This window comes from Streptomyces sp. NBC_00091, assembly GCF_026343185.1.
Lineage (GTDB): Bacteria > Actinomycetota > Actinomycetes > Streptomycetales > Streptomycetaceae > Streptomyces.
On sequence record NZ_JAPEMA010000001.1, the window covers coordinates 2,742,247 to 2,767,709 of the forward strand.

Genomic DNA, 25,463 nt, shown 5'->3' on the forward strand with positions numbered 1-25,463 from the left:
AACTCAGGCCGGTACGGGGTGGTCCCGGCCGTCGGCGGGGCTGGGGGTCGGCGACTCTTCGTCGTCGTCATCGTCGTCGTCGCGGCAGTACGGGCACCACGGCATCAGGCGGTTGTGCGTGTAAGTCATCCAGTTGGTCGCCAGGGTGAGACCGATCCCCAGGCTGAGGAATATGTACGCCGTCCATGACGTGCGGCCCGTCCCGAGCACCTCGAGCTGGAGCCAGAGGCTCACCGCTTGGAGGCCGACGGAGAGCAGGCCGACACCCGTGATCACGAGCAGGCTGTGGGCTGCTCGTAGCGCCGTTCGGGAGCTGCGGTGTCCCTGAGCCGTCTCCTCCGGGTTGAGCGGCATTTCCTTGACGCATTCCGTGCAGGGCGGCCCGAGCCTGTGCCGCACCTGCATCGCATTGGAGAACACGACGAGCATTTGGCCGGGCAGGGCGACGAGCGGGCCCCAGGAGGTCTTCCAGGTGGCCGCGAGGGCGCAGAGCAGGAGGAGGAAGCCGAACTGTTCCAGGCGGTACCCGAAGTGGCGGTGCCTCAAGTGGGACGTTCGTCTGCGCCAGTTCGTCATCTCGAGGTCTCCTTCGTCGTGTTCGTGTTCGTGTCCGTGGGCATCGGGGCGTGGGGGGCGGGGTCCGCCTCGCGGGGTACGAGGGACACCACGAGGTCGGTGCCCAGCGCTTCCGAGACCCTGCGCAGTACGTCCAGGCTCGGCAGGCTCTTGGCGGCCTCCAGCCGGGAGATGTGCGGCTGCCTCATGTCGGCCGCCTCCGCCAGGCGGCGTTGGGACCAGCCGAGCTGCGTCCGGCGGTCGTGGACCGCTTGGGCGATGCGATAGGCGAGGTCCCGTTCCTTGAGCTCGTCTTCGTCGTCTTTCCTGGCCATACCCTCAACGGTATATATACCGTTGAGGGTATGCAAGGCCTTTCGGACGGGGTCCTGGCCGAAAGGGCCTGAGAGGGCCCGAGAGGGCCTGAGAGAGGTGACGGCCACTCAGTAGGGTGGTCGGCCCAGGGCAACTCGGCGGTGGCGGGAGTCGGTTATGCGTGGTGGGACGGTCGCGGTGGTCGGCGGGAGCATCGCCGGGTGTGCGTTCGCCTCGGCGGCGGCACGGGCCGGGGCGGACGGGGTCGTCGTACTGGAGCGCACGCGCGGGCGGCTCGCCGACCGGGGCCTCGGGCTGTGCGTCCACGACGAGCGCGCCGCCGAGCTGGTCCGGGCCGGGGCGCTGCCCGGGGGGATCGCGGCGCACCGGCTGGAGCGGCGGCGGTGGGTGGTCAGGGACGACGCCGCCGGGCCCGGCGGGCGGGTGATCTGGGAGCAGCCGTTCCCCTTCCACTCGTACCACTGGGGCCTGCTCTGGCGCGGGCTGCGCGAGGCGACACCGGACTCGGTGGTGTACCGGCAGGGCGTGGCCGTGACGGGCGTGACCGGGGCTGACGGCGGGGCCGGGGACGGGGCCGGGGGCGGGGACGGGGCCGGGGCCGAGGTCCGGCTCGGGGACGGATCGGTCGAGCGGTACGACCTGGCCGTCGGCGCGGACGGGTACCGCTCCGTGGTCCGCGAGGCGGTCTGCCCCGGGGCGCGGCCGCACTACGCCGGGTACGTCTGCTGGCGCGGGAACTTCGACGCCGCGAGGCTGGAGGGGCCCGGGTCGCATCCCGAAGCGGTGACCACCGTGTGCTTCCCCGGAGGCAGTTGTGTGATCTACCGGATCCCCGGGCCGGACGGGCCCCGCGTCAACTGGGTGCTGTACGCGCCGCCGCCGCAGGGCGGGCAGCTGCGCTTCGACGACCCGACGAGCTTCCCGCCCGGCGCGCTGACCCCGGAACTCCTGGACCACCTGCGGGCGTTGCTCGAGCGGGAGTTCCCGCCCCACTGGGGCCGGGCGCTCGCGCTGACCGACCCGGCGGACACCTTCGTACAGCCCATCTACGACCTGGAGACCGCCAGCACCACCGCCGGGCGGCTCCTGCTCGCCGGGGACGCGGCCACCGTGGTGCGCCCGCACAACACCAGCGGCGCCGCGAAGGCCCTCCAGGACGCCACCGCCTTCGCCGCCGCCTGGGGCAGGGCAGGCACCTGGGAGGAGCTGCTGCGCGACTACCAGGCGGCCCGGGGCGCGGCCGGCCGGGAGCTGGTCGCGCTGGCCCGCCGGCTCGGGCGGGCCCAGGTGGAACGGACCCCGGCCTGGGCGCGGATGAGCCGCGCCGAGGCCGAGGCCTGGTGGCAGGGGCAGCTCGCGGGGGCGCCGGGCATCGGCGGCCAGGCCATGACCCCGTAGGGCCGGTTCGGGGTCGTTGCCCTGGCCGGGCGGGGGCGGGGTGCCGCTGCGCGGAGCTGCTCCCCGCCCCGCCCTTTCACCGTTTCCTGGGGCTCCGCCCCAGACCCCAGCGCCTCAAAGGCTGGCGGGGCTGGGGGAGCCGGTGCGACGGGGTGGGGCGGGGTGGGGCGCGGGCCGTTGCGGCCGGGCAATCCTGCCGGGCAGCCGCCCCGGCGGCCCCGCGCCGTACGACCCCCCGTGCCCCCGCGCGACCGCGCGGCCCCCCTTGACGGGCTCCGGCGGCGGGGAGAAGCTCCCCGGGCTCACGACCGAGGTTGCAGCTGGGGGGCCGGGATGCCGGAGGAGTCTGTCCAGACGGTGGGGGAGCTGCGGGCGCAGCTCGTGGAGCACGGGGCGCGGTGGTCCGTCAGCGAGCACCTGGCGGACGCGGATCCCGTGCCGCGGCCCTCGCTCGGGCTGGAGCCGGGGGTGAACCTGACGCCCGCCGCGGAGGCGGGGGCCGTCGACCTGAGGGCGCTCGTCGGGCGGGAGAGCGGCAACCCGCACCTGACCCGCCGCCGCGCCGCGCACGGGCTGCTGCCGGGTACCGACGCCAAGGGCGCGGCGGTCCGCCCGGCCGCCGTGGACTGGCGCAACCGCTGGGGCTGGCCCTGGCTGACCAAGGTCAAGGACCAGAACCCCTGCGGCTCCTGCTGGGCCTTCGGGGCGGCCGGGCTGGTGGAGTCGATGGCCCGGATCGAGCACGACGTATGGGCCGAGCGCTCCGAGGGGGACGTCCACGACGGGCTGAAGTCCACCTGCGGGCAGGGCGGCGACCCGGAGACCGCGCTGGACTGGATCCGGACGAACGGCGGCCTCGCCGACCCGGACTGCTGGCCGTACAGCACCCCGCCCCCCGGCCTGCCGGCCGAGCGGCAGGGCGCCTGGCGCGCCGAGTACACGCCCAGCTGGGACCGCTCGGGCCGGACCGTCCGGATCACCGACCCCGTACGCCTCGGCGACGTCGAGCAGCAGAAGGTGTGGCTGGACACGGTCGGCCCGCTCACCGCCTGCTTCGACGTCTACGACGACTTCTTCGGGCTCGGCTCCGGCGTCTACCACCGCACCAGCGACCGGATCGCCGGCGGCCACTGCGTGCTGGTCACCGGCTACGACGACGCGGCCGGCTGCTGGCTGTTCAAGAACTCCTGGGGGCCCGGCTACCACGTCGGCGGCTACGGCCGGATCGCCTACGGCGAGGTCAACATCGACTACTGGGCCAAGTGCGGCCTGCGCGGCACCAACATCGACCCCTGGTCCAAGCGCCGCCTGCACACGGGCAGCGTCTACGAGAGCGGCAACGGCCGCGCCCACCGCAACTTCGAGATGGCGGCGACCGCGGGCGGCGGGCGGCTCCAGCACTGGTGGCGCGAGGGCGATGCCCCCTTCGCCTGGTCCCGCGCCCGGACCTTCGCCACCGACGCCTCGGGGCAGCCCGCCTTCACCGGCAGCACCTACAACCGCAACATGGAGTCCCTGCACGTCACCACGGGCGGCCGGCTGCGCCACTGGTACTACGAGCAGTCCGGCGGCGTCTGGCGCGACGGCGGCGCCTTCGGCCCCGGTGACGCGGCCATCGGCTCGACCCCGGCGTTCATCCAGAGCGACTACGGCAAGCCGGGCAACTTCGAGGTGGTGGTCCGCACCGCCGACGGCCGCCTCAACCACTGGTGGCGGATCAACGGCGCCCCCTGGACCTGGAACGACGGCGGCCGCTTCGCCTCCGGCATCGCGCACTACGGCCCCGCCCTGGTGCAGACCCGCTCCCGCACCCTCGACCTGGTCGCCGCCCGCACCGACGGCCGGATGCAGCTGTGGTGGCGCGACGACCCGAACGGCTTCGTCTGGCGCCCCGGGGAGGTCTTCGGCAGCGGCATCACCTCCGCGCCCTGCCTGATCGAGGGGCAGTACGGGGCCGCCGACGAGGACACCGCCGGGAACTACGAGCTGTGCGTGGCCGCCGCCGACGGCAGCGTCGAGCACTGGTGGCGGGGGAACGCGGCCGGCGCGCCCTGGAGCCGCAGCGCGGTCTTCGGGCACGACGCGCTCACCGTCACCGGGATGCTCCAGGGCAGCTTCGGGTTCAACCTGGAAGTCCTCGTTCTGCGCACCGACCGCCTGCTCCAGCACTACTGGCGCGACGGTACGGGCTGGCACGAGGGGGCGGTGATCGGCCCGGCGTGAGAGGCCCCGCGTGAGGTGAGGGAGGCAGTGCGTGGAGGTACGCAGGATCGCGATCGGGCCCGGTGAGTCGTACACCCTGCGGCTGCCCGGCCGGGGGGCGCGCGGCTACGTGTGGACCTGGCAGGTGACGGGCGACGAGGACGCCGTCTCGGTCGCGGTCTGCGACCCCCCGCCCGGCGGGCCGGCGGGGCCGCCGCTGCCCGGCGCCGACGTGGAGCGGGCGTACGCCGTCCGGGGCGGCCGCCCCGGGGCCCGGGCCCGGATCCGCTTCGCGCAGATCCGGCCCCCGTACCCGCAGGAGGCCCCGTACGACGAGCTGATCCTGGAGGTCGACGTCAGCGGCGGAGCCGCCGGGGCGTGAGCGCCCAGTGCTGTACGGCTTCCAGCGGGCCCCGGTCGAAGCGGCGCAGCCACAGCCGCGATCCGGCCGCCAGGACGAGGCCGACCCCCGCCCACAGGCCCATCACCCACCACGGCCCGGACCCGGCGAACCGCTCGGCGAGCCCGAGCCCGATCCCGTAGCAGAGCAGCATGCAGAGCAGGTTCTGGGCGACGTAGCAGGACAGGGCGGTGCGGCCGACGGCGGCGAGGGCGCCGGTGACGGCGGCGGGCAGGCGCAGCCGGTCCAGGGCGATGCCGGTCAGGCCGATGTAGCCGACGGCGACGAGCGGGGCGGCGCCGTAGCGGCCCAGGACGAAGAAGTCGGAGCCCGCGAGCGTGGTCGCCGCGTTCAGCGGCAGCCCGAGGCCGAGGCCCCAGGCGGCCATCCGGGCCCGGATCCGGCGCCCGGCGGCGGTCGGGGTGAAGGCGCCCGCCCGGTGCAGGCGGACACCGAGGAGGAAGAGGAACACCAGCAGCCCGAAGGAGAAGACGGGTTCGATGCGCAGCGCCAGGGCGTGGTCGAGGCGGAAGGAGACCTGCGCGGGCCAGCTGCCGTGGGCGTACAGGTCGACGGCGCCGGTGTCGGGCGCCCCGGGGCCGGCGCCCCCGCCGGTGACGGAGCCCAGGGTCACCAGGGCGATCAGGGTCAGGTGCAGGGAGGCGGCCGCCCACATCGCCCGGCGGCGGACCTTCGCGGAGCGGGCCAGCAGCCGGGCGACGAGGAGCGCGGTGACGGCGTACCCCATCAGCACGTCCCAGGCGAAGACCAGGAGGAAGTGGACGGTGCCCTCGAGGAAGAGGAACGCGGCGCGGCGCGGGTACCGGCCCGGCCAGGGCTCGCCGCGGCGCGCGGCGGAGTCGTACTGGATGGCCAGGCCCACCCCGAAGAGGACCGTCAGCAGGGCCAGGAACTTGCCGTCGGCGAGGAAGCGGAAGAGGGCCTCGGCGATGTTCGCGGCCGAGGGGTCCCGGACCGGGTCGGGCAGGTCCAGGCCGCCCTGGAGGACGCTCCATTCGGAGCCGGGCGAGGCGAAGACCCAGACGTTGGTCATGAGCGTGCCGAGGATGGCGGCGCCGCGCAGGACGTCGAGCAGGGGCAGCCGGGACGCGGTCCGGTCCGCCCGGGCGGTGAGGAGGGTGTCGGCCATGTCCTCAGCGTCGCGGGCGGCCGGGCCCGGTACGTCCTGCCGCCGGACGAAGCGGCAGTACATCCTTCGATGCAGGGGGGAGCGGGCGCCGTCCACATCGCGGACAGGAAAACCCGTGCAACTGTCACGTATCTATCCTGTGCGCATGCCGTCCGCCACCCGTGCCGCCACCGCCGCCGACCGCGTCTACCAGCACGTCAAGCAGGGCGTACTGGACCGCCGCTACGAGGGCGGGATCCTCCTCACCGAGGGCGAGCTGGCCGAGGCCGTCGGGGTCTCCCGCACCCCGGTCCGCGAGGCCCTGCTGCGGCTGGAGACCGAGGGCCTGCTGAGGCTGTACCCGAAGAAGGGCGCGCTGGTGCTGCCGGTCTCCGCGCAGGAGATCGCCGACGTGGTCGAGACCCGGCTGCTGGTCGAGGAGTTCACCGTACGCAGGGCCGTGCCGGCCCCGCCCGCGCTGCTGGAGCGGCTCACCGAGCTGCTGGAGGAACTGCGGCGGTACGCGGCCCAGGGCGACCTCGCCGCGATGACGACCGCCGACCGGTGCTTCCACGCCGAGATCGTCCGCAACGCCGGCAACGAGATCCTCAGCCGGCTCTACGACCAGCTCCGCGACCGGCAGCTGCGGATGGGCGTGGCCTTGCTGCACGGCCACCCCGACCGGGTGGAGCGCACCCTCGCCGAGCACACCGAGATCCTGGACGCGCTGCGCGCCGGGGACCGGGAGGCCGCCGCCGCGGCCGTGCGCGGGCACATCGGGCGGGTCGAGGCCCTGGTGCGGGGGACGGGCCGGTGAGCCGCCGCTCGGGCGGCGCGGACCGGCCCACGGACCGGGTCCCGGACCGGGTCCCGGAGGACCCCCAGGGCGGGCGCCGGGCCGTCGCCGTCTGGTGCATCGGCGTCGCCGTCTACTTCGTCGCCGTGATCTTCCGTACCAGCCTGGGCGTGGCCGGGCTGGAGGCCGCCGACCGCTTCCACGTGAACGCGTCGGCGCTGTCCACCTTCTCCCTGCTCCAGCTGCTGGTCTACGCGGGCATGCAGATACCCGTCGGCCTGATGGTGGACCGGCTCGGCACCAAGAAGGTGCTGACGCTGGGCGCCGTCCTCTTCACCGCCGGGCAGATCGGCTTCGCGCTCTCGCCGTCGTACGGGATGGCGCTGGCCGCGCGCGCCCTGCTGGGCTGCGGCGACGCGATGACCTTCATCTCCGTGCTGCGGCTCGGCACCCGCTGGTTCCCCGCCCGGCGCGCGCCGCTGATGGCGCAGCTGGCCGGGCTGGTGGGGATGGCCGGCAACCTGGTCTCCACCCTGGTGCTGGCGCCCGTCCTGCACGGGCTCGGCTGGGTGCCGGCCTTCGCGGGCAGCGCCGTGGCCGGGCTGGTGGTGCTGGTGCCGCTGGTGCTGTTCCTGCGGGACCACCCCGAGGGGCAGGAGCCCGCGCCCGTCGCCCGGGGCGGGGGCGGTTTCGTCCGCAGCCGGATCGCCGACTCCTGGCGGGAGCCCGGCACCCGGCTCGGGCTGTGGGTGCACTTCACCACGCAGTTCCCGGCGATGGTCTTCCTGCTGCTGTGGGGCATGCCGTTCCTGGTCGAGGCGCAGGGGCTGGCGCGGACCACCGCGGGCGGGCTGCTGACCCTGGTGGTCGCCTCCAACATGGGCTTCGGGCTGGTCTACGGGCAGATCATCGGCCGCCGCCCGTCCGCGCGCATCCCGCTCGCCCTGGGCACGGTGGGGATCACCGCCGCACTGTGGGCCGCCGTCCTCGTCTACCCGGGCGACCGGGCGCCGATGCCGCTGCTGGTCACCCTGTGCGTGGTCCTCGGCACCTGCGGACCGGCCTCGATGATCGGCTTCGACTTCGCCCGGCCGGCGAACCCGGCCGAGCGCCAGGGCACCGCGTCCGGGATCACCAACATGGGCGGGTTCCTCGCCTCGATGACCACCCTGCTGGCGGTGGGCGTCCTGCTCGACGCCACCGGGGACGACTACCGGATCGCCTTCTCGTCGGTGTTCGTCCTGGAGGCCCTCGGCGTGGCCCAGATCCTGCGGCTGCGGGGCCGAGCCCTGTCCCGCGAACGGGACCGGGCCACGGCGCCGGCGGTGGCCCCGGCCCAGCCGGGCCCCGCCGACAACCCCAGCCCGGCCGGCGTCTGAGGAGAGGGACCTACGCGATCTACGGGGTGACCGCGAAGGCGCCCAGGATCGCGTCGGCCAGCGCGAGGTCGCCGTCCTTCTTCACCCGGTCGGCGACCGCGTGCGGCCGGACCCGGCCCGCGGCGAGCCGTACGTACGTCTCCCAGTCCATGGCCAGCGTCACGGCCGGGCCCAGCGAGGGGGTCGTGTCGAGGGTGGCCCGGCCCGCCGCGTCCACCCGTACGATCCGCAGGAACTCCACCGGACCGTGCACGTCCAGCACCACCGCCGAGTTCGGCGGCGCGCCCGCGCCCTTCGCGACCACCTTCGGCAGCCCGGCCAGCAGGATGTCCCGCGCCACGAGCGCGCCCGGCGAATCCCAGTTCCCGGGCACGCCGAGGGCCGTCCGCAGGTCCTGCTCGTGGATCCACGTGTCGAACGCCCGCAGCCGCAGCGCGAACTCCAGCGTCACCTGGTCGCCGAGCGGCCCGCGCACCATCGTCGTGGCCGGATCCCGCTTCTCGTTGCGCAGCTGACGCTGGCGGCGGATGACGGTGTACTCCAGCTCGGAGGTCATCTCGGGCGCGGTGTGGTGCCGGCGGACGTCAACCTGCACCTCCATGTACCGGGTGAACTCGTCCACCACGTGCCGCAGGTCGCGCGGCAGCGTGTGGATCGGCCGCGGGTCTCCGAGCTGCTCGCACTCCAGGCCGATGAGGTGCGAGACGATGTCGCGGACGGACCATCCGGGGCACGGGGTCGGCCGGTTCCACTCGCTCTCGGGCAGCGGGAGGACCAGCTCGGTTATCGCCTCGATGGAATGCGTCCACGCGTCGGCATAGGGCTGGAGGCTGGGATGGACGGTCAACGGGACCCCTCGCGTGCTGTTCAGTGGCGCGTTGTGGACTATGCCCAAAACTACGCTGCCGGTGAGCGCCCCGGCAGTGCTTTCGTGTGACGATCGTAGGCCTGAGCTGACGGCAGATATGGCAGGACGGTGGTACTGTGCGCGCCTCGCTGATCCAAATCGCGGTGAACGACGGGGAGTCGGTGGCTTCCAGGCGGTCGAGGGCCGCCGAACTCGTACGGGAGCAGAGCGACTCCGATCTCGTCGTGCTCCCCGAACTGTGGACCGTGGGTGCCTTCGCCTACGAGCAGTTCGAGACCGAGGCCGAGCCGCTGGACGGCCCGACGTACGAGGCCATGTCCAAGGCGGCGAGCGACGCCGGGGTCTGGCTGCACGCCGGCTCGGTCGTGGAGCGCGCGGGCGACGGCTCGCTCTACAACACCGCCCTCGTGCTGTCCCCGGCGGGCGAGCTCGCCGCGACCTACCGCAAGATCCACCGCTTCGGCTTCGACCAGGGCGAGGCGGTGCTGATGTCCCCGGGGGACTCCCTGACCACGGTGACCCTGCCGGAGCAGACCCTCGGCATCGCCACCTGCTACGACCTGCGCTTCCCCGAGCTGTTCCGCGGACTCGTCGACGCGGGCGCCACGACGATGGTCGTCGCCGCGGGCTGGCCGGCCAGGCGGCGGGAGCACTGGACCCTGCTGAACCGGGCGCGGGCCGTGGAGGACCAGGCGTACGTACTGGCCTGCGCGACGGCCGGTACGCACGCGGGCGTCGAGCAGGCCGGGCACAGCCTGGTGGTCGACCCGTGGGGCGAGGTACTGGCGGAGGCGGGCCCGGGCGAGGCCGTCCTGACGGTGGATCTGGACCCGGCGAAGGTCGCGGAGACCCGGGCCCAGTTCCCGGCCCTGAAGGACCGAGTCCTGGGCCTCCGCCCCCCGATCCGGCCGTAGGGGCCTCGCCGAGCCGTGTCGGGCGCCGGCCGATGCCGGCGAAGCCCGGCTCCGCCGGGACCTGGGGCTCCGCCCCAGACCCCGCGCCTCAATCGCCGGCGAGGCTGGATGTGGCTGAGCTCCGCCCCGGGCGTCAGCCCGCGCTGACCGGCAGCGCCGCCGGCCCGCGCAGGGCGAGGCCCTGGAGCCAGTCCACCCCCGCCGCCGGGACGGCGAGCCGCAGCCCCGGCATCCGGGTCAGCAGCCGCTCCAGGCACACCCCCGCCTCCATCCGGGCCAGCGCAGCGCCCAGGCACATGTGCAGCCCGTGCCCGAAGGTGAGGTGGCGCCGGGTCGCGGCCACCGGCCGGCCGATGTCGAAGCGCTCGGGGTGCTCGTACGCCCGCTCGTCGCGGTTCGCGGACCCGGTCAGCCCGAAGACCAGGCTGCCCTCCGGTATCACCCGCCCCCGCACCGCCAGTTCGGCGGTGGTGATCCGGCCCATCCACCCCGACAGGCTGTTCCAGCGCAGCGCCTCCTCGAAGGCCGGCCCCACCCGCCGCGCCGGATCGGCCCGCAGCGCCGCCAGCTGCCCGGGGTGCTCCAGCAGCGCGAGCACCGCGTTGCCGATGGCGCACGCGGTGGTCTCGTGCCCGGCGATCACCAGCAGGGCGCAGCACGACACCAGCTCCGCGTCGGTCAGCGACTGCCCGTCCACCTCGGCGGCGACCAGGTGCGCCAGCAGGTCGGCGAACGCGCCCGGCCGGGCCCGCCGCTCGGCGATCAGTTCCCCGCACAGCCCCTCCAGGCAGCGCACGGCGGCGACCGCGCCCGCGTACCGCTGCTCCGGCTCCCCGCTCATCATCGGGACGGCCATCAGGTCCGTGGACCAGCGCTTGAAGTCGGCCAGATCTCCCTCCCGTACGCCGAGGATCTGCCCGATGACCCGGAGCGGCAGCGCCATCGCCACCTCCCCGATCAGGTCGAACTCCCCCCGCGCGGCGGCCTCGTCCAGCAGCTCGTCGCAGGTCCGCGCGGTGAAGTCGCGCAGCCCCGAGACGGCCCGGGCGGAGAAGGTGCGGGTCATCAGGGCGCGCAGCCGGGTGTGCTCCGGGGCGTCCGCGAAGATCATCCAGTCGCCGAGGAAGCGGCCGAGCAGCTCGGCCTCGGCCTTGAAGCCCTCGGGGGCCTCGGCGAGCAGCGGACCGATCCGGTCGGCGGAGGTGCGCCGGTCGCGCAGCAGGAAGTCGACGTCCTCGTACCGGCTCAGCAGCCAGGCGTTCAGCGGCTCGTGGAAGTACACCGGGTCCCGCTCCCGCATCCGCGCGTAGACGGGGTACGGGTCGCGGAAGAACTCCGGGGTCAGCAGCTCGTACATGGGCGCCTCCTGGTGGCCGGGTGGCCGGGTGGCCCCCGTGGCCCGGAGCGTCCCCCCGGAACCCGGCGCTCAGCCCCCGGAGTTCCCGCCGCCCGCGTCCTCCCGCTCCTTTTCGGCCATCCGGATCACGCACACGGCGACCGCGAGCAGCAGCGCCGCGTCCGCGTCCTCCCGGACCACGTCGACGGCGTACGTCTCGCGGATCCGGTACCACTGGCGGGAGATCAGCGCGAGCAGCTCGCCCTCGTACTCGACCTTGAACTCGCGGTCCAGGATCCGTCCGCTGACGTCCAGCTCGGTGCCCTCGGCCATGGTGACCCGGAAGTGGTTGCGCAGCAGCGAGAGCCGTTTGCGGCGGATCACCGCGAGCCGTACGCCGTCCCGCTCCAGGGTCATCGCGTCGCGGAAGCCGAACAGCCGCTCCCGCAGGGTGATCAGAACCCGCCCGTCGGGGTCCTCGAGCTCCAGGGTGTCGCGGAAGCGCAGCGCCTTCCCGTCGACGAGGAAGGCGTGCCGGCCGTCCTCGTCCTCGATCCAATAGTCGTCCCCAATGGCCAGCAGTTTGTCCCGAACGAGGTATTTCATGCCCTGATCGTTGCCCGCGATAGGTTTCCCCCATGCCCACCACGCGTCTGCTCTACGTGACCGACCTGGCCTACCCCGCACGCGGCCGCCGCTACGGCGACGAGGACATATTCCTCACCGCCCGGCTGCGCGAGCACTTCCGGATCGCCCTGTGCCACCCGCTGGACGCGCAGTCCCTGATGCCGGGCTTCGACGCGGTGGTCGTGCGCAACAGCGGCCCCGTCCTGCACCACCAGCAGGCGTACGACGCCTTCCGCGCGGCCGCGCTCGCCGCCGGGACCCCGGTCTACAACCCGCTCACCGGCCGCGGCGACATGGCCGGGAAGCAGTACCTCCTCGACCTCACGGCGGCCGGGCTCCCGGTGATTCCCACGGTCGACGACCCGGCGGACCTCCACCTCCTGCCCGCGGCGGACACGTACGCGGTCAAGCCGAAGCAGGGCGCCGACTCCATCGGCCTCACGTTCACGGCCACCCCGTCCGGCCCGGCGGGGGAGATCCTCATCCAGCCGCGGATCGACTTCGCGTACGAGGTGTCCTTCTACTTCGTCGACGACGCCTTCCAGTACGCCCTGTACGCCCCGGACCCCGCGCGCCGCTGGGAGCTCACCCCCTACGAGCCGACCCCCGAGGACCTGGCCTTCGCGCGCCGCTTCGTCGACTGGAACACCCTCGACCACGGCATCCAGCGCGTGGACGCCTGCCGGGCCCCGTCCGGGGAGCTGCTGCTGGTCGAGCTGGAGGACCTGAACCCGTACCTCTCCCTGGACCTCCTTCCGGAGCCTGCCCGGGAGTCCTTCGTGACGGCCCTGATCAGCTCGCTGCGCTCGTTCACCCTTGCCCGCTAGAGCTCGCTGGTGTCGAGATCGATCCCGAACGGCTCCGGCAGCCGCACCGGCGTCCCGAACGGGTGCGGCCCGTCGACCTGCGTGTACCCGAGCCGCCCGGGCCCGGCGAAGAGCGTGACGGTCTTGTCCAGCCGGTCGACGAGGAGGTACAGCGGAGCCCCGTACTCGGCGTACCGCTTCCGCTTGACGACCCGGTCGGTCTCGGCGTTGGACTCGGAGGTCACCTCGACGATCAGCAGCGTCTGATCGGGGACGAGGGAGCCCGCGTCCCTGGCAAGCTCCTCGGGGACCACCGCGATGTCCGGGACGTACCAGTTCAGCGATCCGGGCAGGTCGAGGTCGCCGGAGCCCATGAGGCAGCCGAGCACGTCGACCACCTCTGAGAGCTGCGTGCGCAGCTCGTGCCGGGCGTGCTCATGGTCCCAGTCCGCGCCGGCGTCCTCGATGACCCCTTCGACCAGCTCGGCACGCTCACTGCGGACTCGCTGGACGCCGTACTTCAGCGCACGCTCGGGGTCGATGCCCTGGCTGTAGTCCTGAGGGATGGCCATTGCGGACGCCTCTTTCATCGCGTGTGGCCAGACTCCCATTCATGCCCGAGGGCGTCGTCACCCCTGCGGGTGCACCTCACTCGGAGTGGCACCCTTGGGGCATGAATTCTGCCGCGCCCGCGCCCCGCCGACGTGCCCGTGTCCGTGCTCCCGAGCTGATCGGCAAGGGTGGCTGGCTCAATACCGGAGGTAAGGAACTCACCCTCGCTGACCTGCGGGGACGCATCACGATCTTGGATTTTTGGACGTTTTGCTGCATTAACTGCCTGCACGTCCTCGATGAGCTGCGGGAGCTGGAGGAGAAGCACCGGGACACCGTGGTGATCATCGGGGTGCACTCGCCGAAGTTCGTCCACGAGGCCGATCACACGGCCGTGGTCGATGCCGTCGAGCGGTACGAGGTGCACCACCCCGTGCTGGACGATCCCGAGCTGGTGACCTGGAAGCAGTACGCCGTGCGGGCCTGGCCCACGCTCGTGGTGATCGACCCCGAGGGGTACGTCGTCGCCCAGCACGCCGGTGAGGGGCACGCGCACGCCATCGCGCGGCTCGTCGAGGAGCTGGAGGCCGAGCACGAGGCCAAGGGGACCCTGCGGCGCGGGGACGGGCCCTACGTGGCGCCCGAGCCGGTCGCGACCGACCTGCGCTTCCCCGGGAAGGCGCTCGCGCTGCCCTCCGGGAACCTGCTGGTGTCGGATTCGACGCGGCACCAGCTGGTGGAGCTGGCCCCGGACGGGGAGAGCGTCGTACGCCGCATCGGCAGCGGGGAGCGCGGCTTCGGGCCGGACGCCTTCAGCGAGCCGCAGGGGCTGGCGCTACTGCCCGATGGGAGGGTCGTCGTCGCCGACACCGTCAACCACGCGCTGCGTACGTACGACCCCGCCACCGGGGCCGTGGAGACCGTCGCCGGGACCGGGCGGCAGTGGTGGCAGGGGTCCCCGACCTCCGGGCCGGCGCTCGAGGTGGACCTGTCCTCGCCCTGGGACGTCGCCTGGTGGCAGGGCCGGGTGTGGATCGCCATGGCCGGGGTGCACCAGCTGTGGACCTGGGACCCGGCCGCGGGGACCGTCGCGGTCGCCGCCGGGACGACCAACGAGGGGCTCGTCGACGGGCCCGTCGCCGAGGCCTGGTTCGCGCAGCCGTCCGGGCTCGAGGCCGCCGGGGACCGGCTGTGGATCGCCGACTCGGAGACCAGCGCCCTGCGGTACGTGGCGGACACCCCCGACGGGTACGTGGTCACCTCCGCCGTCGGGAGCGGGCTGTTCGACTTCGGGCACCGGGACGGGGACGCGGGGCAGGCCCTGCTCCAGCACCCCCTCGGCGTCACCGCCCTGCCCGACGGCTCGGTCGCGGTCTGCGACACGTACAACCACGCGCTGCGCCGCTACGACCCCGCCACCGGCCAGGTCACCACCCTCGCCACCGACCTGCGCGAGCCGAGCGACGCCGTGCTGGTGGGCGAGGACATCGTGGTGGTGGAGTCCGCCCGGCACCGGCTGACCCGGCTGCGGCTGCCGGAGGAGGCCGTACGGGTCGACGCGGTCGCCCACCGCACCCAGCGGGCGGCCACCGAGGTCGCCCCCGGCACGCTCCGCCTCGACGTGGTCTTCCAGGCCCCGGCCGGCCAGAAGCTGGACACCCGCTACGGGCCGTCGACCCGGCTGCTGGTCTCCTCGACCCCGCCGGGGCTGCTGGCGGAGGGGGAGGGGGCCGGGACCGACCTGTTCCGGGACCTGGTGCTGAACCCCGACGTCACCGAAGGGGTGCTGCACGTCTCGGCGATGGCCGCGTCCTGCGACGACGACCCTTCCAACGAGTACCCGGCCTGCCATGTCCACCAGCAGGACTGGGGGGTTCCGGTCCGGGTGACCGAGGGGGGCGCAGCCCGGCTGCCCCTCGTCCTCGCCGGGATGGACGCCTGACGGAGGCCTGACGGACGCGGGCTTCCTGGGGGGCTCAGCCCTCCAGGAAGGCCAGCAGGGCGTTGGCGAGGAGGAACGGGTCGTCGGCGCCGCACAGTTCGCGGGCGGAGTGCATCGAGAGGATCGCGACGCCGATGTCCACCGTCTGGATTCCGTGGCGGGCGGCGGTGATCGGGCCGATCGTGGTGCCGCACGGCATGGAGTTGTTGGAGACGAAGGTCTGCCACGGCACCCCGGCCCGCTCGCAGGCGGCCGCGAACACCGCGCGGCCGCTGCCGTCGGTGGCGTAGCGCTGGTTGACGTTGACCTTCAGGATCGGGCCGCCGTTGGCGTGCGGGTGGTGCGAGGGGTCGTGCCGCTCGGAGTAGTTCGGGTGCACGGCGTGCCCGGTGTCCGAGGAGAGGCAGATGGTGGCCGCGAAGGCCCGCGCCCGGTCCTCGTACGAACCGCCGCGCGCGAAGACTGAACGTTCCAGCACGTTGCCCAGCAGCGGGCCGTCCGCGCCGGTGTCCGACTGGGAGCCGTTCTCCTCGTGGTCGAAGGCCGCCAGCACCGGGATGTGGTCCAGCCCGTCGGAGGCGGAGACCGCGGCGAGGGCCGCGACACCGGCGTGCACCGACAGCAGGTTGTCCATGCGCGGGCCGGCCAGCAGCTCGCGGTCACGGCCCAGGTAGGCGGGCGGCTCGATCGAGTGGACCATCAGGTCCCAGCCGGCCACCGAGCCCTGCGGAAGGCCCTCTTCCTCCTCGAGGAAGGCGATCAGGTCGCCCTCGCGCGCCTCGCCCAGCCCCCAGATCGGCTGCATGTGCCGCTGCTTGTCGAGCTTGAGGCCGTCGGTGTTGACCGACCGGTCGAGGTGCACGGCGAGTTGGGGTACGCGCAGCAGCGCGCGGTCCACGTTCACCAGGCGCTCGGTGCCGTCGCGCAGGGTCAGCCGCCCGGCCAGGCCCAGGTCCCGGTCCAGCCAGGTGTTGAGCAAGGTGCCGCCGTAAATCTCCACGGCGACCTGCCGCCAGCCCTGCGAGCCCGTGTCCGGTACCGGCTTCACCCGCAGGTTGGGGGAGTCGGTGTGCGCGCCGATGATCCGGAAGGGGGTGTGCGCGGCCGCGCCCTCGGGCACGTACCAGGCGATGAGCGCGCCGCCGCGGAGGACGAATCGGCCTCCCGTGCCCGAGTCCCAGGCGTCCGATTCCGACAACTGCCTGAAGCCTGCCTTTTCCAGCCGCTCGGCCGCATTGGCCACGGCGTGGTACGGCGACGGACTGGCCGTCAGGAAGGTCATCAGATCGTCGGTGTGGCCGCGGTCGAAGCGGGCGGGAGAGCTCATGTGGTTCACCTTAACGACGGTCGTGTTCGCCATGGCCGGACTGCGGCGGATAGCCCAAAGGTCCGGGATCGCGGGTGGTTTGCCCCGTGTTCCCTTCGTTTTCAGCCCGGCGGACGCTCGAATCTGCGCTGCAGCTGTCTGCGCTCGCCCCGGCGGATGCGGGGGAGCATCTCGGGGGTCTGCGCGGGGCGCTGCGCGCGTCTTTTGCGTCCGGCGCAGAAGATACAGGCCTCGCCCGGAGGAGCATCGGGGTCGATCGGCGCGCCGGGGTGCTCGGAGCATCCCGACGCGTTGCGCGGCCGCGACAGCTCCCGGGCCACGATGAAGGCCCGGTGGAGGTCGTCCGCGATGCGGACGAAGTCCTGGTCGGGTGAGCCGAGCGTGAGGTGGAAGCGCTGTTCGTCGATGACGCGCAGGAAGTGGCGCAGCACGTCGAGGCTGTACGGGGGCTCGGGGACGGGGTAGCCCAGGCGCCGCTGCTCGCCCGCGGGGGCGGGGCCGGCCGCCCGGCCGCCCTGGAGGCGCCGGCCGAGGCGACGCCGGTCGTTGCAGATGAGGCAGCGGCCCCAGCCCTCGGGCGCCTCGGGGTCGAGGGCGCCGTTGGGGTGCTCGGGGCAGCCGGTGTAGCTCTTGGCGGGGGCGAGGCCGGCGGCCGTCTGGAAGGCCACGTACAGGGCGTCGGCCACGGGGTCGTACTCGGCGGGGTGGGCGCCGTCGTAGAGGTCCTTGATCCGGTCGCCGAGCGCGCCCACGTTCGCCTGCAGCTCCTTGAGGGCGTACGGCCTCCCGGTGGGGACGGAATACCCCCTGCTGCTGTGCTGCTCCTGTGGACTCATGTCTACGAGCGTCCCACGAACCGCCGACAACGGGAGAACCCGCCGGTAGGGCGGCCGGTACACCACGCACCGGAGGCCGGTACACCAGCGGCCGGACCCTCGACAGGAGGGGTCCGGCCACTGGTGCGTACGTACACCGCGTACGTGGAGGGGGGCTGCCTTAGAAGGCGGCCTCGTCGAGCTCCATGAGGGAGTTGTCGACGGCCTCGGCCAGCGCGCGCTGGACCGAGACGCCCGGCAGGACCTGGCCGGCGAAGAACTTCGCGGCGGCGATCTTGCCGGTGTAGAAGGGGACGTCCTTCGCGGAGGCGGTGGCGAGCTTCTCGGCGGCCACGGCCGCGCCCTTGAGCAGCAGGTAGCCGACGACCACGTCACCGGAGGCCATCAGCAGGCGGGTGGTGTTCTGGCCGACCTTGTAGATGTTCTTGACGTCCTCGCCGGTGGCGGTGAGGTCGACGATCATCTGGCCGACGATGCCCTCGAGGTCGACGGCGGCCTTGGCGAGGGCGTCGCGGGCGGGGGCGAGGTCCTCGCCGCCGGGGCCCTCGGCGAGGAACTTCTTGATCGTCTCGGAGAGGACGTTCAGCGAAGCACCCTGGTCGCGGACGATCTTCCGGAAGAAGTAGTCCTGGCCCTGGATGGCCGTGGTGCCCTCGTAGAGGGTGTCGATCTTGGCGTCGCGGATGTACTGCTCGATCGGGTACTCCTGCAGGTAGCCGGAGCCACCGAAGGTCTGCAGGGACTGGGCGAGCTGCTCGTAGGACTTCTCCGAGCCGTAGCCCTTGACGATCGGCAGGAGCAGGTCGTTGAGGCCGATCTCGGCGGAGGCGTCCTCGCCGGCGGCCTGCTTGACCTGGATCGAGTCCTGGACGGAGGCGGTGTACAGGACGAGGGCGCGCATGCCCTCGGCGTAGGCCTTCTGCGTCATGAGCGAGCGGCGCACGTCGGGGTGGTGCGTGATGGTGACCTTGGGCGCGGTCTTGTCCATGAAGTTCGCCAGGTCCGGGCCCTGCACGCGCTCCTTGGCGTACTCCAGCGCGTTGAGGTAGCCGGTGGAGAGGGTGGCGATGGCCTTCGTGCCGACCATCATGCGCGCGAACTCGATGATCATGAACATCTGGCGGATGCCGTCGTGCTTGTCGCCGATCAGCCAGCCCTTGGCGGGGTGCTGGTCGCCGAAGGTCATCTCGCACGTGTTGGAGGCCTTGAGGCCCATCTTGTGCTCGACGTTGGTGGCGTAGACGCCGTTGCGCTCGCCCAGCTCGCCGGTCTCCCAGTCGAAGTGGAACTTCGGGACGAGGAAGAGGGACAGGCCCTTGGTGCCGGGGCCGTGGCCCTCGGGGCGGGCGAGGACGTAGTGGAGGATGTTCTCCTCCATGTCGTGCTCACCGGAGGTGATGAAGCGCTTCACGCCCTCGATGTGCCAGGAGCCGTCCGCCTGCTGCACGGCCTTGGTGCGGCCGGCGCCGACGTCCGAGCCCGCGTCGGGCTCGGTCAGGACCATGGTGGAGCCCCAGCGCTTCTCGACCGCGATCTGGGCGATCTTCTTCTGGGCCTCGTTGCCCTCCTCGTGGAGGATGCCGGCGAAGGCCGGGCCGGAGGAGTACATCCAGATGGCCGGGTTCGAGCCGAGCAGCAGCTCCGCGTACGCCCAGATCAGGGAGCGGGGCGAGGTGGTGCCGCCGATCTCCTCGGGCAGGCCCAGGCGCCAGTACTCCGAGTCCATGAAGGCTTCGTAGCTCTTCTTGAAGGAGGCCGGGACCGGCGCGGTGTTGGTGGCCGGGTCGAAGACCGGCGGGTTGCGGTCGGCGTCCGTGAAGGACTCGGCCAGCTCGTTCTCGGCGAGGCGGGTCAGCTCGGAGAGGACGCTCTTGGCGGTCTCGGTGTCCATCTCCTCGAAGGGACCGGTGCCGTACAGCTTGTCGCGGCCGAGTACCTCGAAGAGGTTGAACTCGATGTCGCGGAGATTCGACTTGTAGTGCCCCATGGCGACGGCTCCGTTAAGGCTCGGGGAGACAGGTTCCTCGTACATACCAATCGGTAACCTCATGATGCTACCCACCGGTAATAAGAATCAACCCTTCGCTGGCCACTGTGACCAGCGTCAAGCCGGAATCGCTGGAGGGTGCCTGGGGGCGGGGGCCGCTCGGTAGGGTTCGGTCCATGTACGGCTACGACCAGAACGTGAGCGCAGGGCAGCAGCAGTACGCCGCCCCGCAGCAGATGGCCGGCGGGTACGCCGAGCAGCCGCTGTACCCCGAGCCCTCGCCGCCGTCGCTCGCCGACGCGGTGCGGGCCTTCACCACCGGGTCGCTGTCCGCCGAGGACTTCCAGCAGATCTTCGCGACGTCGAAGGTCTACTGCCCGCGCGGCGAGACCCCGGGGTTCCTGGCCCTGCACAACACGCAGCAGCCGGTCATCCCGATGTTCACCACGCTCAAGGAGCTCCGCCGGTACGCCGGCAAGGAGTCCAAGTACTTCGTGATCACCGGCGCCGAGGTGATCGACCTGCTGCCGACCGGGTACGGCTTCGTCCTCGACATGGAGGGCGACCACCGGATGGTCTTCGACGCGAAGGCCGTCGAGCAGATGGTCGACTTCGCGATGCGCCGCATGTACGGCTAGGAGCCGTTGCCGCGCGGGCGGCCGATCCGCTGGTCAGCGCCGGACGGCGAACCTCCGGCGGCGCCACACGGCGATGCCCGCCGCCGCCACCGCCAGGGCCGCCAGCCCGTACGCGTACACGAGCGCGGGGTCCGGGCGGTGGGCCAGCGACACCCGGATGCCGGCGATCGCGGGGAACAGGATCAGCTGCCAGCGGCCGTCGAAGTCGACCCCGGTCGTCGCCCACACCAGCAGCAGGCCGGCGAGGAACGTCAAGGCGGTCCAGGCGGCGATGAAGGGCCAGGGCGAGCCCGGCAGCGGTGACATCGGCAGGCCGGTGGCCGCCCAGCGGTGGACGGCGTAGCCGACGGCCCCGATCACGGCGGCCAGGGTGGCGGCCTGCCCGAGGGCGAGCAGCGGGGCGGGTGGGCTCCACCGGGATCGGGTGGCGGGGCCGGGCGGCTCGGTCGCCTCGGGCGGCTCGGTCTGCTCGGTCGGCTCGGTCGGCTCGGTCGGCTCGGTCGTAGGGGTCTCCATGTCCGGGAAGACCGGGCCGCGGGCTCTTCGGTTGTCATACGTAAGGACATTTGGCGGGATCTCCCTGGTCGCGGGGCTGTCGCCGCTGCGCGCACCCGTCCGGGAATGCCCCGGGCGGGTGCGCTGTTCTGTGCGGGTGGCAGGAAGTTCGAGATTCAACTAAACTCGAAGCAGAAGGAGGTCCTGACCATGCCCGCAGTGACTGTTGAGAACCCGTTGACCCTTCCGCGCGTGGCCGAGCCCGAGACGGCCGCCGCCCGCAAGGTGCTCGCCGTGACCACGGCTCCGGGGGGATTCGAGGGCGAGGGCTTCCCGGTACGCCGGGCGTTCGCCGGGATCAACTACCAGTACCTCGACCCGTTCATCATGATGGACCAGATGGGCGAGGTGGAGTACGCGCCGGGCGAGCCGAAGGGCACCCCCTGGCACCCGCACCGCGGCTTCGAGACGGTCACCTACCTGATCGACGGAACCTTCGTCCACCAGGACAGCAACGGCGGCGGCGGCGTCATCAACGACGGTGACACCCAGTGGATGACCGCCGGTTCGGGCCTCCTGCACATCGAGGCCCCGCCGGAGGCCCTCGTCGTCAGCGGCGGGCTCTTCCACGGCCTCCAGCTGTGGGTGAACCTCCCGGCCTCCGACAAGATGATGCCCCCGCGCTACCAGGACATCGGCGGCGGCAAGGTCCGGCTGCTCACCACCCCCGACGGCGGCGCGCTGCTGCGCGTCATCGCCGGCGAGCTGGACGGACACGAGGGCCCGGGCATCACCCACACCCCGATCACGATGATCCACGCCACCGTCACCCCCGGAGCGCAGATCACCCTGCCGTGGCGCGAGGACTTCAACGCCCTCGCGTACGTACTGGCCGGGCGCGGATCGGTCGGCACCGACCGCAGGCCGATCCACACCGGGCAGACGGCCGTCTTCGGCGAGGGCGGCTCCCTCACGGTGCGGGCGGACGAGTCCCAGGACTCCAACACCCCGGACCTGGAGATCGTCCTGCTCGGCGGCCGGCCGATCCAGGAGCCGATGGCGCACTACGGGCCGTTCGTCATGAACACCCGGCAGGAACTCCAGCAGGCCTTCGACGACTTCCAGGCGGGCCGGCTGGGCCGGATCCCCACCACCGCCCGGACCGGTCTGGGCCACCGCGGCGCGGGCGCGGTCGACCCGGAGGAGACGGCCTGAGGCCCCTCGGGGCAGGCCTCTTCCGGGCCTGGGCGGGCCCGGGTGCCGTTTCGGCGGACGCCCCCTAGCGGGGCCCGCTAGCGGCGGAGGGCCTCCGCCGGCTCCGTCCGGGAGGCCCGCCACGCCGGGTACAGCCCGGCCACGACCCCGGTGACCAGTCCGATCAGCGGCGCCACGGCGACGACGGCCGGCGACATCACCGGGGTCCAGTCGCGCAGGGCGGACACCCCGACCACGGTCAGGGTGCCGAGCGTGGTGCCCACCAGCCCGCCCACCGCCCCCTGCGCGGCGGACTCGGCCAGGAACTGGGCCGTGATGTGGCGCCCGCGCGCCCCCAGCGCCCGGCGCAGGCCGATCTCCCCGGTCCGCTCCAGCACCGCCACCAGCGTGGTGTTGGCGATCCCCACCGCCCCGATGACCAGGCAGATCGCCGCCAGCAGCAGGAACAGCTGGTCCAGGTCGGAGGTCACCCCCGCCCGCAGCGACCGCGGATCCGGCGGCGGTACCGGCGTGAGCCAGTCCGGGTGGTCGGGGCGCAGCGCGAGGGGCAGTTCCCGGGCCACCTGGCGGGCCGCGCCCAGTTCGGTCACCGCCAGCATCCGGGCCCGCTGCCCCGGGTCCGGCGGCCCCCACAGCTTCTCGGCCGTCGCCCTCGGTACCACCACCGACAGCAGCAGGTCCGCCCGCCGGTCCGCGCCCGTCGCGATCCCGATCACGGTGAACGGCCGGTCGCCGATGAACACCGCCGGGCGGCTCTCCAGCGTGGTGATGCCCAGGCGGGCCGCCATCGCCGAGCCGACGACCGCCACCTGCTCGGCGCGGCCGTCGTGGAAGGCGTCGAAGCCCCGCCCGGAGCCGAGCGTCAGCCCGGCCGCGCGCAGCATCCCCGGGGAGGCGGCGACCACCGGGATCTGCTCGCCGCCGCCGGCCCCCGCGACCGGGGCCGACCGTACGGCGGCCCCGTGCAGCGGCACCGGCCAGAACACCCCCGCCGCGCGCACCCCGTTGAGGGCGCCCGCGCGGGCATCGGCATCGCGGGGGAAGGCGATCGGCACCTCCCGGGCGCGCAGCGCGTCCCCGCCGCCGGCCGTGTCCTCGACGCCGACCTCGGTGGCGGTCAGGGCGTTGAAACGGGTGTCGATCTGGGAGGACGCGGTCGCGGTGAGCCCGAGGACGGCCACGAAGGTGCCGACCCCCAGCACCGTGCCGAGCCCGGTGAGCGCCGAGCGGGCGGGCCGCTGGAGCACCCCGGCCAGCGCCTCGGAGAGCAGGTCGCGCGGGGACAGGCGTGAGGGCGGGACCTGCGGGGGCCCGCCGTCCGGGGTCTGCGGCCGCGGTCGGAGCCGGGCGCGGAGCCGGCTTGGGAGGGGCCACTTCACGTCCGGGCCTCCGTCCCCGCGCCCGTCCCGGCTCCTGTCCCCGGGCTCGTCCCGGCTCCTTCGGGTGTTCCGGCGGGGCCCGGTTCGAGGATGCCGTCGCGGATGGACACCGTCCGCCCGCCCCGGTCGGCGACGCGCGGGTCGTGCGTGATGACCAGCAGGGTCAGCCCGTCGGCGTGGAGTTCGTCCAGCAGGGCCAGCACCGCGCCGGCCGTGGCGGTGTCCAGGTTCCCCGTCGGCTCGTCGCACAGCAGCAGGGAGGGCCCGGCGACCAGCGCGCGGGCGATGGCCACGCGCTGGCGCTCGCCGCCGGACATCCGGGTCGGCAGATGGGCGGTGCGGTGCCCGAGGCCGACCCGCTCCAGGGCGTCGCGGGCCCGGGCGGCGCGCTCCGCGCGGGGGACTCCGTTGTAGACCATGGCCAGGCGGACGTTCTCCAGGGCGGTGCGGTGCGCCAGCAGGTGGAAGGACTGGAAGACGAAGCCGATGCGCCGTCCCCGCAGGGCGGTACGGTCGCGGTCGCGCAGCGCGCCGGTGTCGATCCCGTCGAGCAGGTACCGGCCGCGGGTCGGGGCGTCGATCAGCCCGGCGACGTTCAGGAAGGTGGACTTCCCCGAGCCGGAGGGCCCGACCACGGTGACGTACTCCCCGCGCGCGACGGTCAGCTCGCAGGGCCGCAGCGCCTCCACGGGCGGTGGTCCCGGGTAGGTCAGCCCGACCCCCTCGAAGCGGACCACCGGGGGAGCGGCCGTCACGGCGCCGCCTGTGCGACCAGGACCCGGTCCCCGGCGGCCAGCGCCCCGCCGCCGACCGGCTCGACCTGGACCATCCCGTCGGCGGACATGCCGGCGCGCACCTCGACCCGGCGCCGGGAAGCCGCGCCCGCGGGGCCGGGGGCGGCGGGGTCCGCGCCGAGCACCGTGACCGTGGTGCGGCCGTCCGCGCCCGCCGAGACGGCCGACAGCGGGACGACGAGCACCGGCTCGCCGGAGGAGGCCGCCGTCACGGTGAGCCGTACGCCCTGCCCGGCGAGTTTGGCGTCCAGCGCCTGGTCGGGGGTGACGGTGAGCGCGTACCCGCCCGGCTCCTGGGCGGGGTCCGGGGCGGCGGTCCCGGCGCCGCCGCCGGGGGAACCGGCCGCGGCGGGCGTGGGGGACGGGGCCACGGAGGCCACGGTCCCGGCGGCGGTCAGCCCGGTGGCCTCGGACAGCACCTCCACCTTCATCCCGGGTTTGACCAGGTCCCGCTGGTGGGCCGGGAGCGAGGCCCGGATCACCGGAGCGCCCGCCGACAGGGTCAGCAGCCCCTCCGGCGCGGGCTCGCCGACCGCCGCCTTGACCGCGTCCACCCGGGCCGGGAAGCCCTTGACGAAGACCAGCTCGTCGGCCGGGACCATGGGGCCCGCCGCCGCGCGGGCCGCGTCGAGGCGGGTGGTGGCCTTGGCGAGGTCCTGCTGGGCGAAGGTGAGCTGGAGCTGCGCGTCCGAGACGCCCCCGCCGCCGGCCGCGGCCCCGCCCGTACCGCCGCCCGTACCGCCGGTGCGGCCGCCGGAGCCGCCCGAAGCACCGGAAGCGCCGGAACCGCCGCTACCGCCCGGCTGTCTGGCCTGGGCGAGGGCGTTCTTGGCGGTGGTGACCTGCCGCTGGGCCGCGTCGGCCGCGTCCTCGGCGGCCTGCACCTTCTCCGCGTCCCCGGGATCGGCCGGCCTCGGGCTGTAGCCGAGCGCGGCGTAGAACTTGGTGACCGCGGCCTTGGTCCCGGCCCCGTACGTGCCCTCCGGGTCGCTTCCCGTGGAGTGCCCCAGCGCCTTCAGACTGGCCTGGAGCTGCCCGACGTCCTTGCCGGTGGCCCCGGGCTTGAGGTCCCGGTACACGGGCAGGGCCCCGGGCAGGGCGAACACCGGGCGCCCCGACACCTCGACCAGGGCCTCGCCCGCCTGGACCGACGCGCCGGGCTGCTTGCCGACCCGGGTGACCACGGGTTTCGCCCCGCCGGTGGCCCCGCCTCCCGGGGACACGGTCAGCGACTGCTCGGCGGCCACGGTGCCGCGTACCACCACCGAGGAGGTCAGCACCCGCCGTTCGACCCGGTCGGCCAGCGTGGACGCGGGCGGCGGTGCGGCGTCCGCGGCGACCTGGGCGGGGGACCGGAGGGTGCTCGCGAGGCCGACGCCGGCCCCGGTCAGCGCCACGGCCCCCACGACCACCCAGAGCAGCACGCGCCGCCGCCGCCCGAGGGAGGCCCGTAAGCCGTCGTCCGAGCCGGTGGACTGCTCGGACTCCCCGGATTCCTCGGGCTGTTCCTGCTCCTCGGCTGCGGCGGCCTCTTGATGTTTCACGTGAAACC

The 25,463-nt window shown here is 73.5% G+C and carries 24 protein-coding genes; 10 read left to right on the forward strand and 14 right to left on the reverse strand.

Annotated features, from left to right (window positions below; translation table 11 throughout):
- Positions 1-3 precede the first annotated feature (3 nt).
- Entirely contained in the window at positions 4-576 is a 573-nt protein-coding gene (locus OOK34_RS12595) for a hypothetical protein (protein ID WP_267033939.1), read from the reverse strand.
- Entirely contained in the window at positions 573-890 is a 318-nt protein-coding gene (locus OOK34_RS12600; protein WP_267033940.1) for a helix-turn-helix domain-containing protein, read from the reverse strand. Before OOK34_RS12600 ends, OOK34_RS12595 begins: the two co-directional genes overlap by 4 nt.
- 157 nt (positions 891-1,047) lie before the next feature.
- Between OOK34_RS12600 and OOK34_RS12605 the strand changes: the two genes are divergently transcribed.
- From OOK34_RS12605 to OOK34_RS12615, 3 genes are all read left to right on the forward strand, one after another.
- Entirely contained in the window at positions 1,048-2,289 is a 1,242-nt protein-coding gene (locus OOK34_RS12605) for an FAD-dependent monooxygenase (RefSeq protein WP_267033941.1), read from the forward strand.
- Positions 2,290-2,622: 333 nt separating this feature from the next.
- Positions 2,623-4,512 carry a C1 family peptidase gene (locus OOK34_RS12610; protein WP_267033942.1) on the forward strand — a complete coding sequence of 630 codons (1,890 nt, stop codon included), beginning with the start codon at positions 2,623-2,625 and terminating at the stop codon, positions 4,510-4,512.
- 31 nt (positions 4,513-4,543) lie between these two features.
- Entirely contained in the window at positions 4,544-4,873 is a 330-nt protein-coding gene (locus OOK34_RS12615; protein ID WP_267033943.1) for a hypothetical protein, read from the forward strand.
- Here the strand turns inward: OOK34_RS12615 and OOK34_RS12620 are convergent.
- Positions 4,848-6,041 carry a DUF418 domain-containing protein gene (locus OOK34_RS12620; protein ID WP_267033944.1) on the reverse strand — a complete coding sequence of 398 codons (1,194 nt, stop codon included), beginning with the start codon at positions 6,039-6,041 and terminating at the stop codon, positions 4,848-4,850. The genes OOK34_RS12615 and OOK34_RS12620 overlap by 26 nt on opposite strands.
- 145 nt (positions 6,042-6,186) lie before the next feature.
- Here OOK34_RS12620 and OOK34_RS12625 point away from each other — a divergent pair, with 145 nt between their 5' ends.
- Positions 6,187-6,837, forward strand: coding sequence for a GntR family transcriptional regulator (locus OOK34_RS12625; protein WP_267033945.1), 651 nt, complete (start codon positions 6,187-6,189; stop codon positions 6,835-6,837).
- On the forward strand, positions 6,834-8,195 hold the full coding sequence (locus OOK34_RS12630; RefSeq protein WP_267033946.1) for a nitrate/nitrite transporter: 1,362 nt from the start codon (positions 6,834-6,836) through the stop codon (positions 8,193-8,195). The genes OOK34_RS12625 and OOK34_RS12630 overlap by 4 nt, the downstream gene beginning before the upstream one ends.
- A gap of 19 nt (positions 8,196-8,214) precedes the next feature.
- Here the strand turns inward: OOK34_RS12630 and OOK34_RS12635 are convergent, their stop codons facing one another.
- Positions 8,215-9,042, reverse strand: coding sequence for a maleylpyruvate isomerase family mycothiol-dependent enzyme (locus OOK34_RS12635; RefSeq protein ID WP_267033947.1), 828 nt, complete (start codon positions 9,040-9,042; stop codon positions 8,215-8,217).
- A 137-nt stretch (positions 9,043-9,179) separates the two neighbouring features.
- Between OOK34_RS12635 and OOK34_RS12640 the strand changes: the two genes are divergently transcribed.
- On the forward strand, positions 9,180-9,977 hold the full coding sequence (locus OOK34_RS12640) for a carbon-nitrogen family hydrolase (protein ID WP_267033948.1): 798 nt from the start codon (positions 9,180-9,182) through the stop codon (positions 9,975-9,977).
- A 133-nt stretch (positions 9,978-10,110) separates the two neighbouring features.
- On the opposite strand, the gene OOK34_RS12645 is transcribed toward OOK34_RS12640, so the two are convergent.
- Both OOK34_RS12645 and OOK34_RS12650 read right to left on the reverse strand, forming a co-directional pair.
- Entirely contained in the window at positions 10,111-11,334 is a 1,224-nt protein-coding gene (locus tag OOK34_RS12645; RefSeq protein WP_267033949.1) for a cytochrome P450, read from the reverse strand.
- A gap of 69 nt (positions 11,335-11,403) precedes the next feature.
- On the reverse strand, positions 11,404-11,919 hold the full coding sequence (locus OOK34_RS12650) for an LURP-one-related/scramblase family protein (protein ID WP_267033950.1): 516 nt from the start codon (positions 11,917-11,919) through the stop codon (positions 11,404-11,406).
- 32 nt (positions 11,920-11,951) lie between these two features.
- Here OOK34_RS12650 and OOK34_RS12655 point away from each other — a divergent pair, with 32 nt between their 5' ends.
- Positions 11,952-12,767 carry a hypothetical protein gene (locus OOK34_RS12655; protein WP_267033951.1) on the forward strand — a complete coding sequence of 272 codons (816 nt, stop codon included), beginning with the start codon at positions 11,952-11,954 and terminating at the stop codon, positions 12,765-12,767.
- Here OOK34_RS12655 and OOK34_RS12660 read toward each other — a convergent pair.
- The gene (locus tag OOK34_RS12660; protein ID WP_267033952.1) at positions 12,764-13,318 is read right to left on the reverse strand and encodes a Uma2 family endonuclease; all 555 of its coding nucleotides are present in this window, start codon (positions 13,316-13,318) and stop codon (positions 12,764-12,766) included. The genes OOK34_RS12655 and OOK34_RS12660 overlap by 4 nt on opposite strands.
- A gap of 101 nt (positions 13,319-13,419) precedes the next feature.
- On the opposite strand from OOK34_RS12660, the gene OOK34_RS12665 reads away from it, so the two are divergent.
- The gene (locus OOK34_RS12665; RefSeq protein ID WP_267033953.1) at positions 13,420-15,240 is read left to right on the forward strand and encodes an NHL domain-containing thioredoxin family protein; all 1,821 of its coding nucleotides are present in this window, start codon (positions 13,420-13,422) and stop codon (positions 15,238-15,240) included.
- Positions 15,241-15,274: 34 nt separating this feature from the next.
- Here OOK34_RS12665 and OOK34_RS12670 read toward each other — a convergent pair whose 3' ends face one another.
- The 3 genes from OOK34_RS12670 to OOK34_RS12680 all read right to left on the reverse strand — a co-directional run bounded on the left by OOK34_RS12670 (position 15,275) and on the right by OOK34_RS12680 (position 19,390).
- Positions 15,275-16,567 (reverse strand): M18 family aminopeptidase, encoded by a 1,293-nt coding sequence (locus tag OOK34_RS12670; RefSeq protein ID WP_267033954.1) that lies wholly within the window; start codon positions 16,565-16,567, stop codon positions 15,275-15,277.
- Between the two features lie 101 nt (positions 16,568-16,668).
- The gene (locus OOK34_RS12675; RefSeq protein ID WP_267033955.1) at positions 16,669-17,403 is read right to left on the reverse strand and encodes a hypothetical protein; all 735 of its coding nucleotides are present in this window, start codon (positions 17,401-17,403) and stop codon (positions 16,669-16,671) included.
- Positions 17,404-17,563: 160 nt separating this feature from the next.
- Positions 17,564-19,390, reverse strand: coding sequence for an acyl-CoA dehydrogenase (locus OOK34_RS12680; RefSeq protein WP_267036721.1), 1,827 nt, complete (start codon positions 19,388-19,390; stop codon positions 17,564-17,566).
- Between the two features lie 176 nt (positions 19,391-19,566).
- On the opposite strand from OOK34_RS12680, the gene OOK34_RS12685 reads away from it, so the two are divergent.
- Entirely contained in the window at positions 19,567-20,028 is a 462-nt protein-coding gene (locus OOK34_RS12685; protein ID WP_267033956.1) for an SseB family protein, read from the forward strand.
- A gap of 33 nt (positions 20,029-20,061) precedes the next feature.
- On the opposite strand, the gene OOK34_RS12690 is transcribed toward OOK34_RS12685, so the two are convergent.
- The gene (locus OOK34_RS12690) at positions 20,062-20,544 is read right to left on the reverse strand and encodes a hypothetical protein (protein ID WP_267033957.1); all 483 of its coding nucleotides are present in this window, start codon (positions 20,542-20,544) and stop codon (positions 20,062-20,064) included.
- A gap of 189 nt (positions 20,545-20,733) precedes the next feature.
- Between OOK34_RS12690 and OOK34_RS12695 the strand changes: the two genes are divergently transcribed.
- Positions 20,734-21,738 (forward strand): pirin family protein, encoded by a 1,005-nt coding sequence (locus OOK34_RS12695; protein ID WP_267033958.1) that lies wholly within the window; start codon positions 20,734-20,736, stop codon positions 21,736-21,738.
- A gap of 77 nt (positions 21,739-21,815) precedes the next feature.
- Here the strand turns inward: OOK34_RS12695 and OOK34_RS12700 are convergent, their stop codons facing one another.
- The 3 genes from OOK34_RS12700 to OOK34_RS12710 form a co-directional block, all read right to left on the reverse strand.
- Positions 21,816-23,024 (reverse strand): ABC transporter permease, encoded by a 1,209-nt coding sequence (locus OOK34_RS12700; protein ID WP_267036722.1) that lies wholly within the window; start codon positions 23,022-23,024, stop codon positions 21,816-21,818.
- Between the two features lie 89 nt (positions 23,025-23,113).
- A complete protein-coding gene (locus OOK34_RS12705; RefSeq protein ID WP_267033959.1) occupies positions 23,114-23,872 on the reverse strand; it encodes an ABC transporter ATP-binding protein in 759 nt (252 codons plus the stop codon).
- Positions 23,869-25,455: a peptidoglycan-binding protein gene (locus OOK34_RS12710; RefSeq protein WP_267033960.1), complete on the reverse strand. Its 1,587-nt coding sequence runs from the start codon at positions 25,453-25,455 to the stop codon at positions 23,869-23,871. Before OOK34_RS12710 ends, OOK34_RS12705 begins: the two co-directional genes overlap by 4 nt.
- Between the last annotated feature and the right edge of the window lie 8 nt (positions 25,456-25,463).

What these genes read in the sequence shown, in the direction of transcription:
- OOK34_RS12605 (WP_267033941.1), top strand. Translation starts at nt 1,048, where the DNA reads ATGCGTGGTGGGACGGTCGCGGTGGTCGGCGGGAGCATCGCCGGGTGT.
- OOK34_RS12610 (WP_267033942.1), top strand. Translation starts at nt 2,623, where the DNA reads ATGCCGGAGGAGTCTGTCCAGACGGTGGGGGAGCTGCGGGCGCAGCTC.
- OOK34_RS12690 (WP_267033957.1), bottom strand. Translation starts at nt 20,544, where the DNA reads ATGGAGACCCCTACGACCGAGCCGACCGAGCCGACCGAGCCGACCGAG.
- OOK34_RS12670 (WP_267033954.1), bottom strand. Translation starts at nt 16,567, where the DNA reads ATGAGCTCTCCCGCCCGCTTCGACCGCGGCCACACCGACGATCTGATG.
- OOK34_RS12680 (WP_267036721.1), bottom strand. Translation starts at nt 19,390, where the DNA reads ATGGGGCACTACAAGTCGAATCTCCGCGACATCGAGTTCAACCTCTTC.
- OOK34_RS12655 (WP_267033951.1), top strand. Translation starts at nt 11,952, where the DNA reads ATGCCCACCACGCGTCTGCTCTACGTGACCGACCTGGCCTACCCCGCA.
- OOK34_RS12620 (WP_267033944.1), bottom strand. Translation starts at nt 6,041, where the DNA reads ATGGCCGACACCCTCCTCACCGCCCGGGCGGACCGGACCGCGTCCCGG.
- OOK34_RS12685 (WP_267033956.1), top strand. Translation starts at nt 19,567, where the DNA reads ATGTACGGCTACGACCAGAACGTGAGCGCAGGGCAGCAGCAGTACGCC.
- OOK34_RS12625 (WP_267033945.1), top strand. Translation starts at nt 6,187, where the DNA reads ATGCCGTCCGCCACCCGTGCCGCCACCGCCGCCGACCGCGTCTACCAG.
- OOK34_RS12595 (WP_267033939.1), bottom strand. Translation starts at nt 576, where the DNA reads ATGACGAACTGGCGCAGACGAACGTCCCACTTGAGGCACCGCCACTTC.
- OOK34_RS12645 (WP_267033949.1), bottom strand. Translation starts at nt 11,334, where the DNA reads ATGTACGAGCTGCTGACCCCGGAGTTCTTCCGCGACCCGTACCCCGTC.
- OOK34_RS12600 (WP_267033940.1), bottom strand. Translation starts at nt 890, where the DNA reads ATGGCCAGGAAAGACGACGAAGACGAGCTCAAGGAACGGGACCTCGCC.
- OOK34_RS12675 (WP_267033955.1), bottom strand. Translation starts at nt 17,403, where the DNA reads ATGAGTCCACAGGAGCAGCACAGCAGCAGGGGGTATTCCGTCCCCACC.
- OOK34_RS12695 (WP_267033958.1), top strand. Translation starts at nt 20,734, where the DNA reads ATGCCCGCAGTGACTGTTGAGAACCCGTTGACCCTTCCGCGCGTGGCC.
- OOK34_RS12650 (WP_267033950.1), bottom strand. Translation starts at nt 11,919, where the DNA reads ATGAAATACCTCGTTCGGGACAAACTGCTGGCCATTGGGGACGACTAT.
- OOK34_RS12665 (WP_267033953.1), top strand. Translation starts at nt 13,420, where the DNA reads ATGAATTCTGCCGCGCCCGCGCCCCGCCGACGTGCCCGTGTCCGTGCT.
- OOK34_RS12660 (WP_267033952.1), bottom strand. Translation starts at nt 13,318, where the DNA reads ATGGCCATCCCTCAGGACTACAGCCAGGGCATCGACCCCGAGCGTGCG.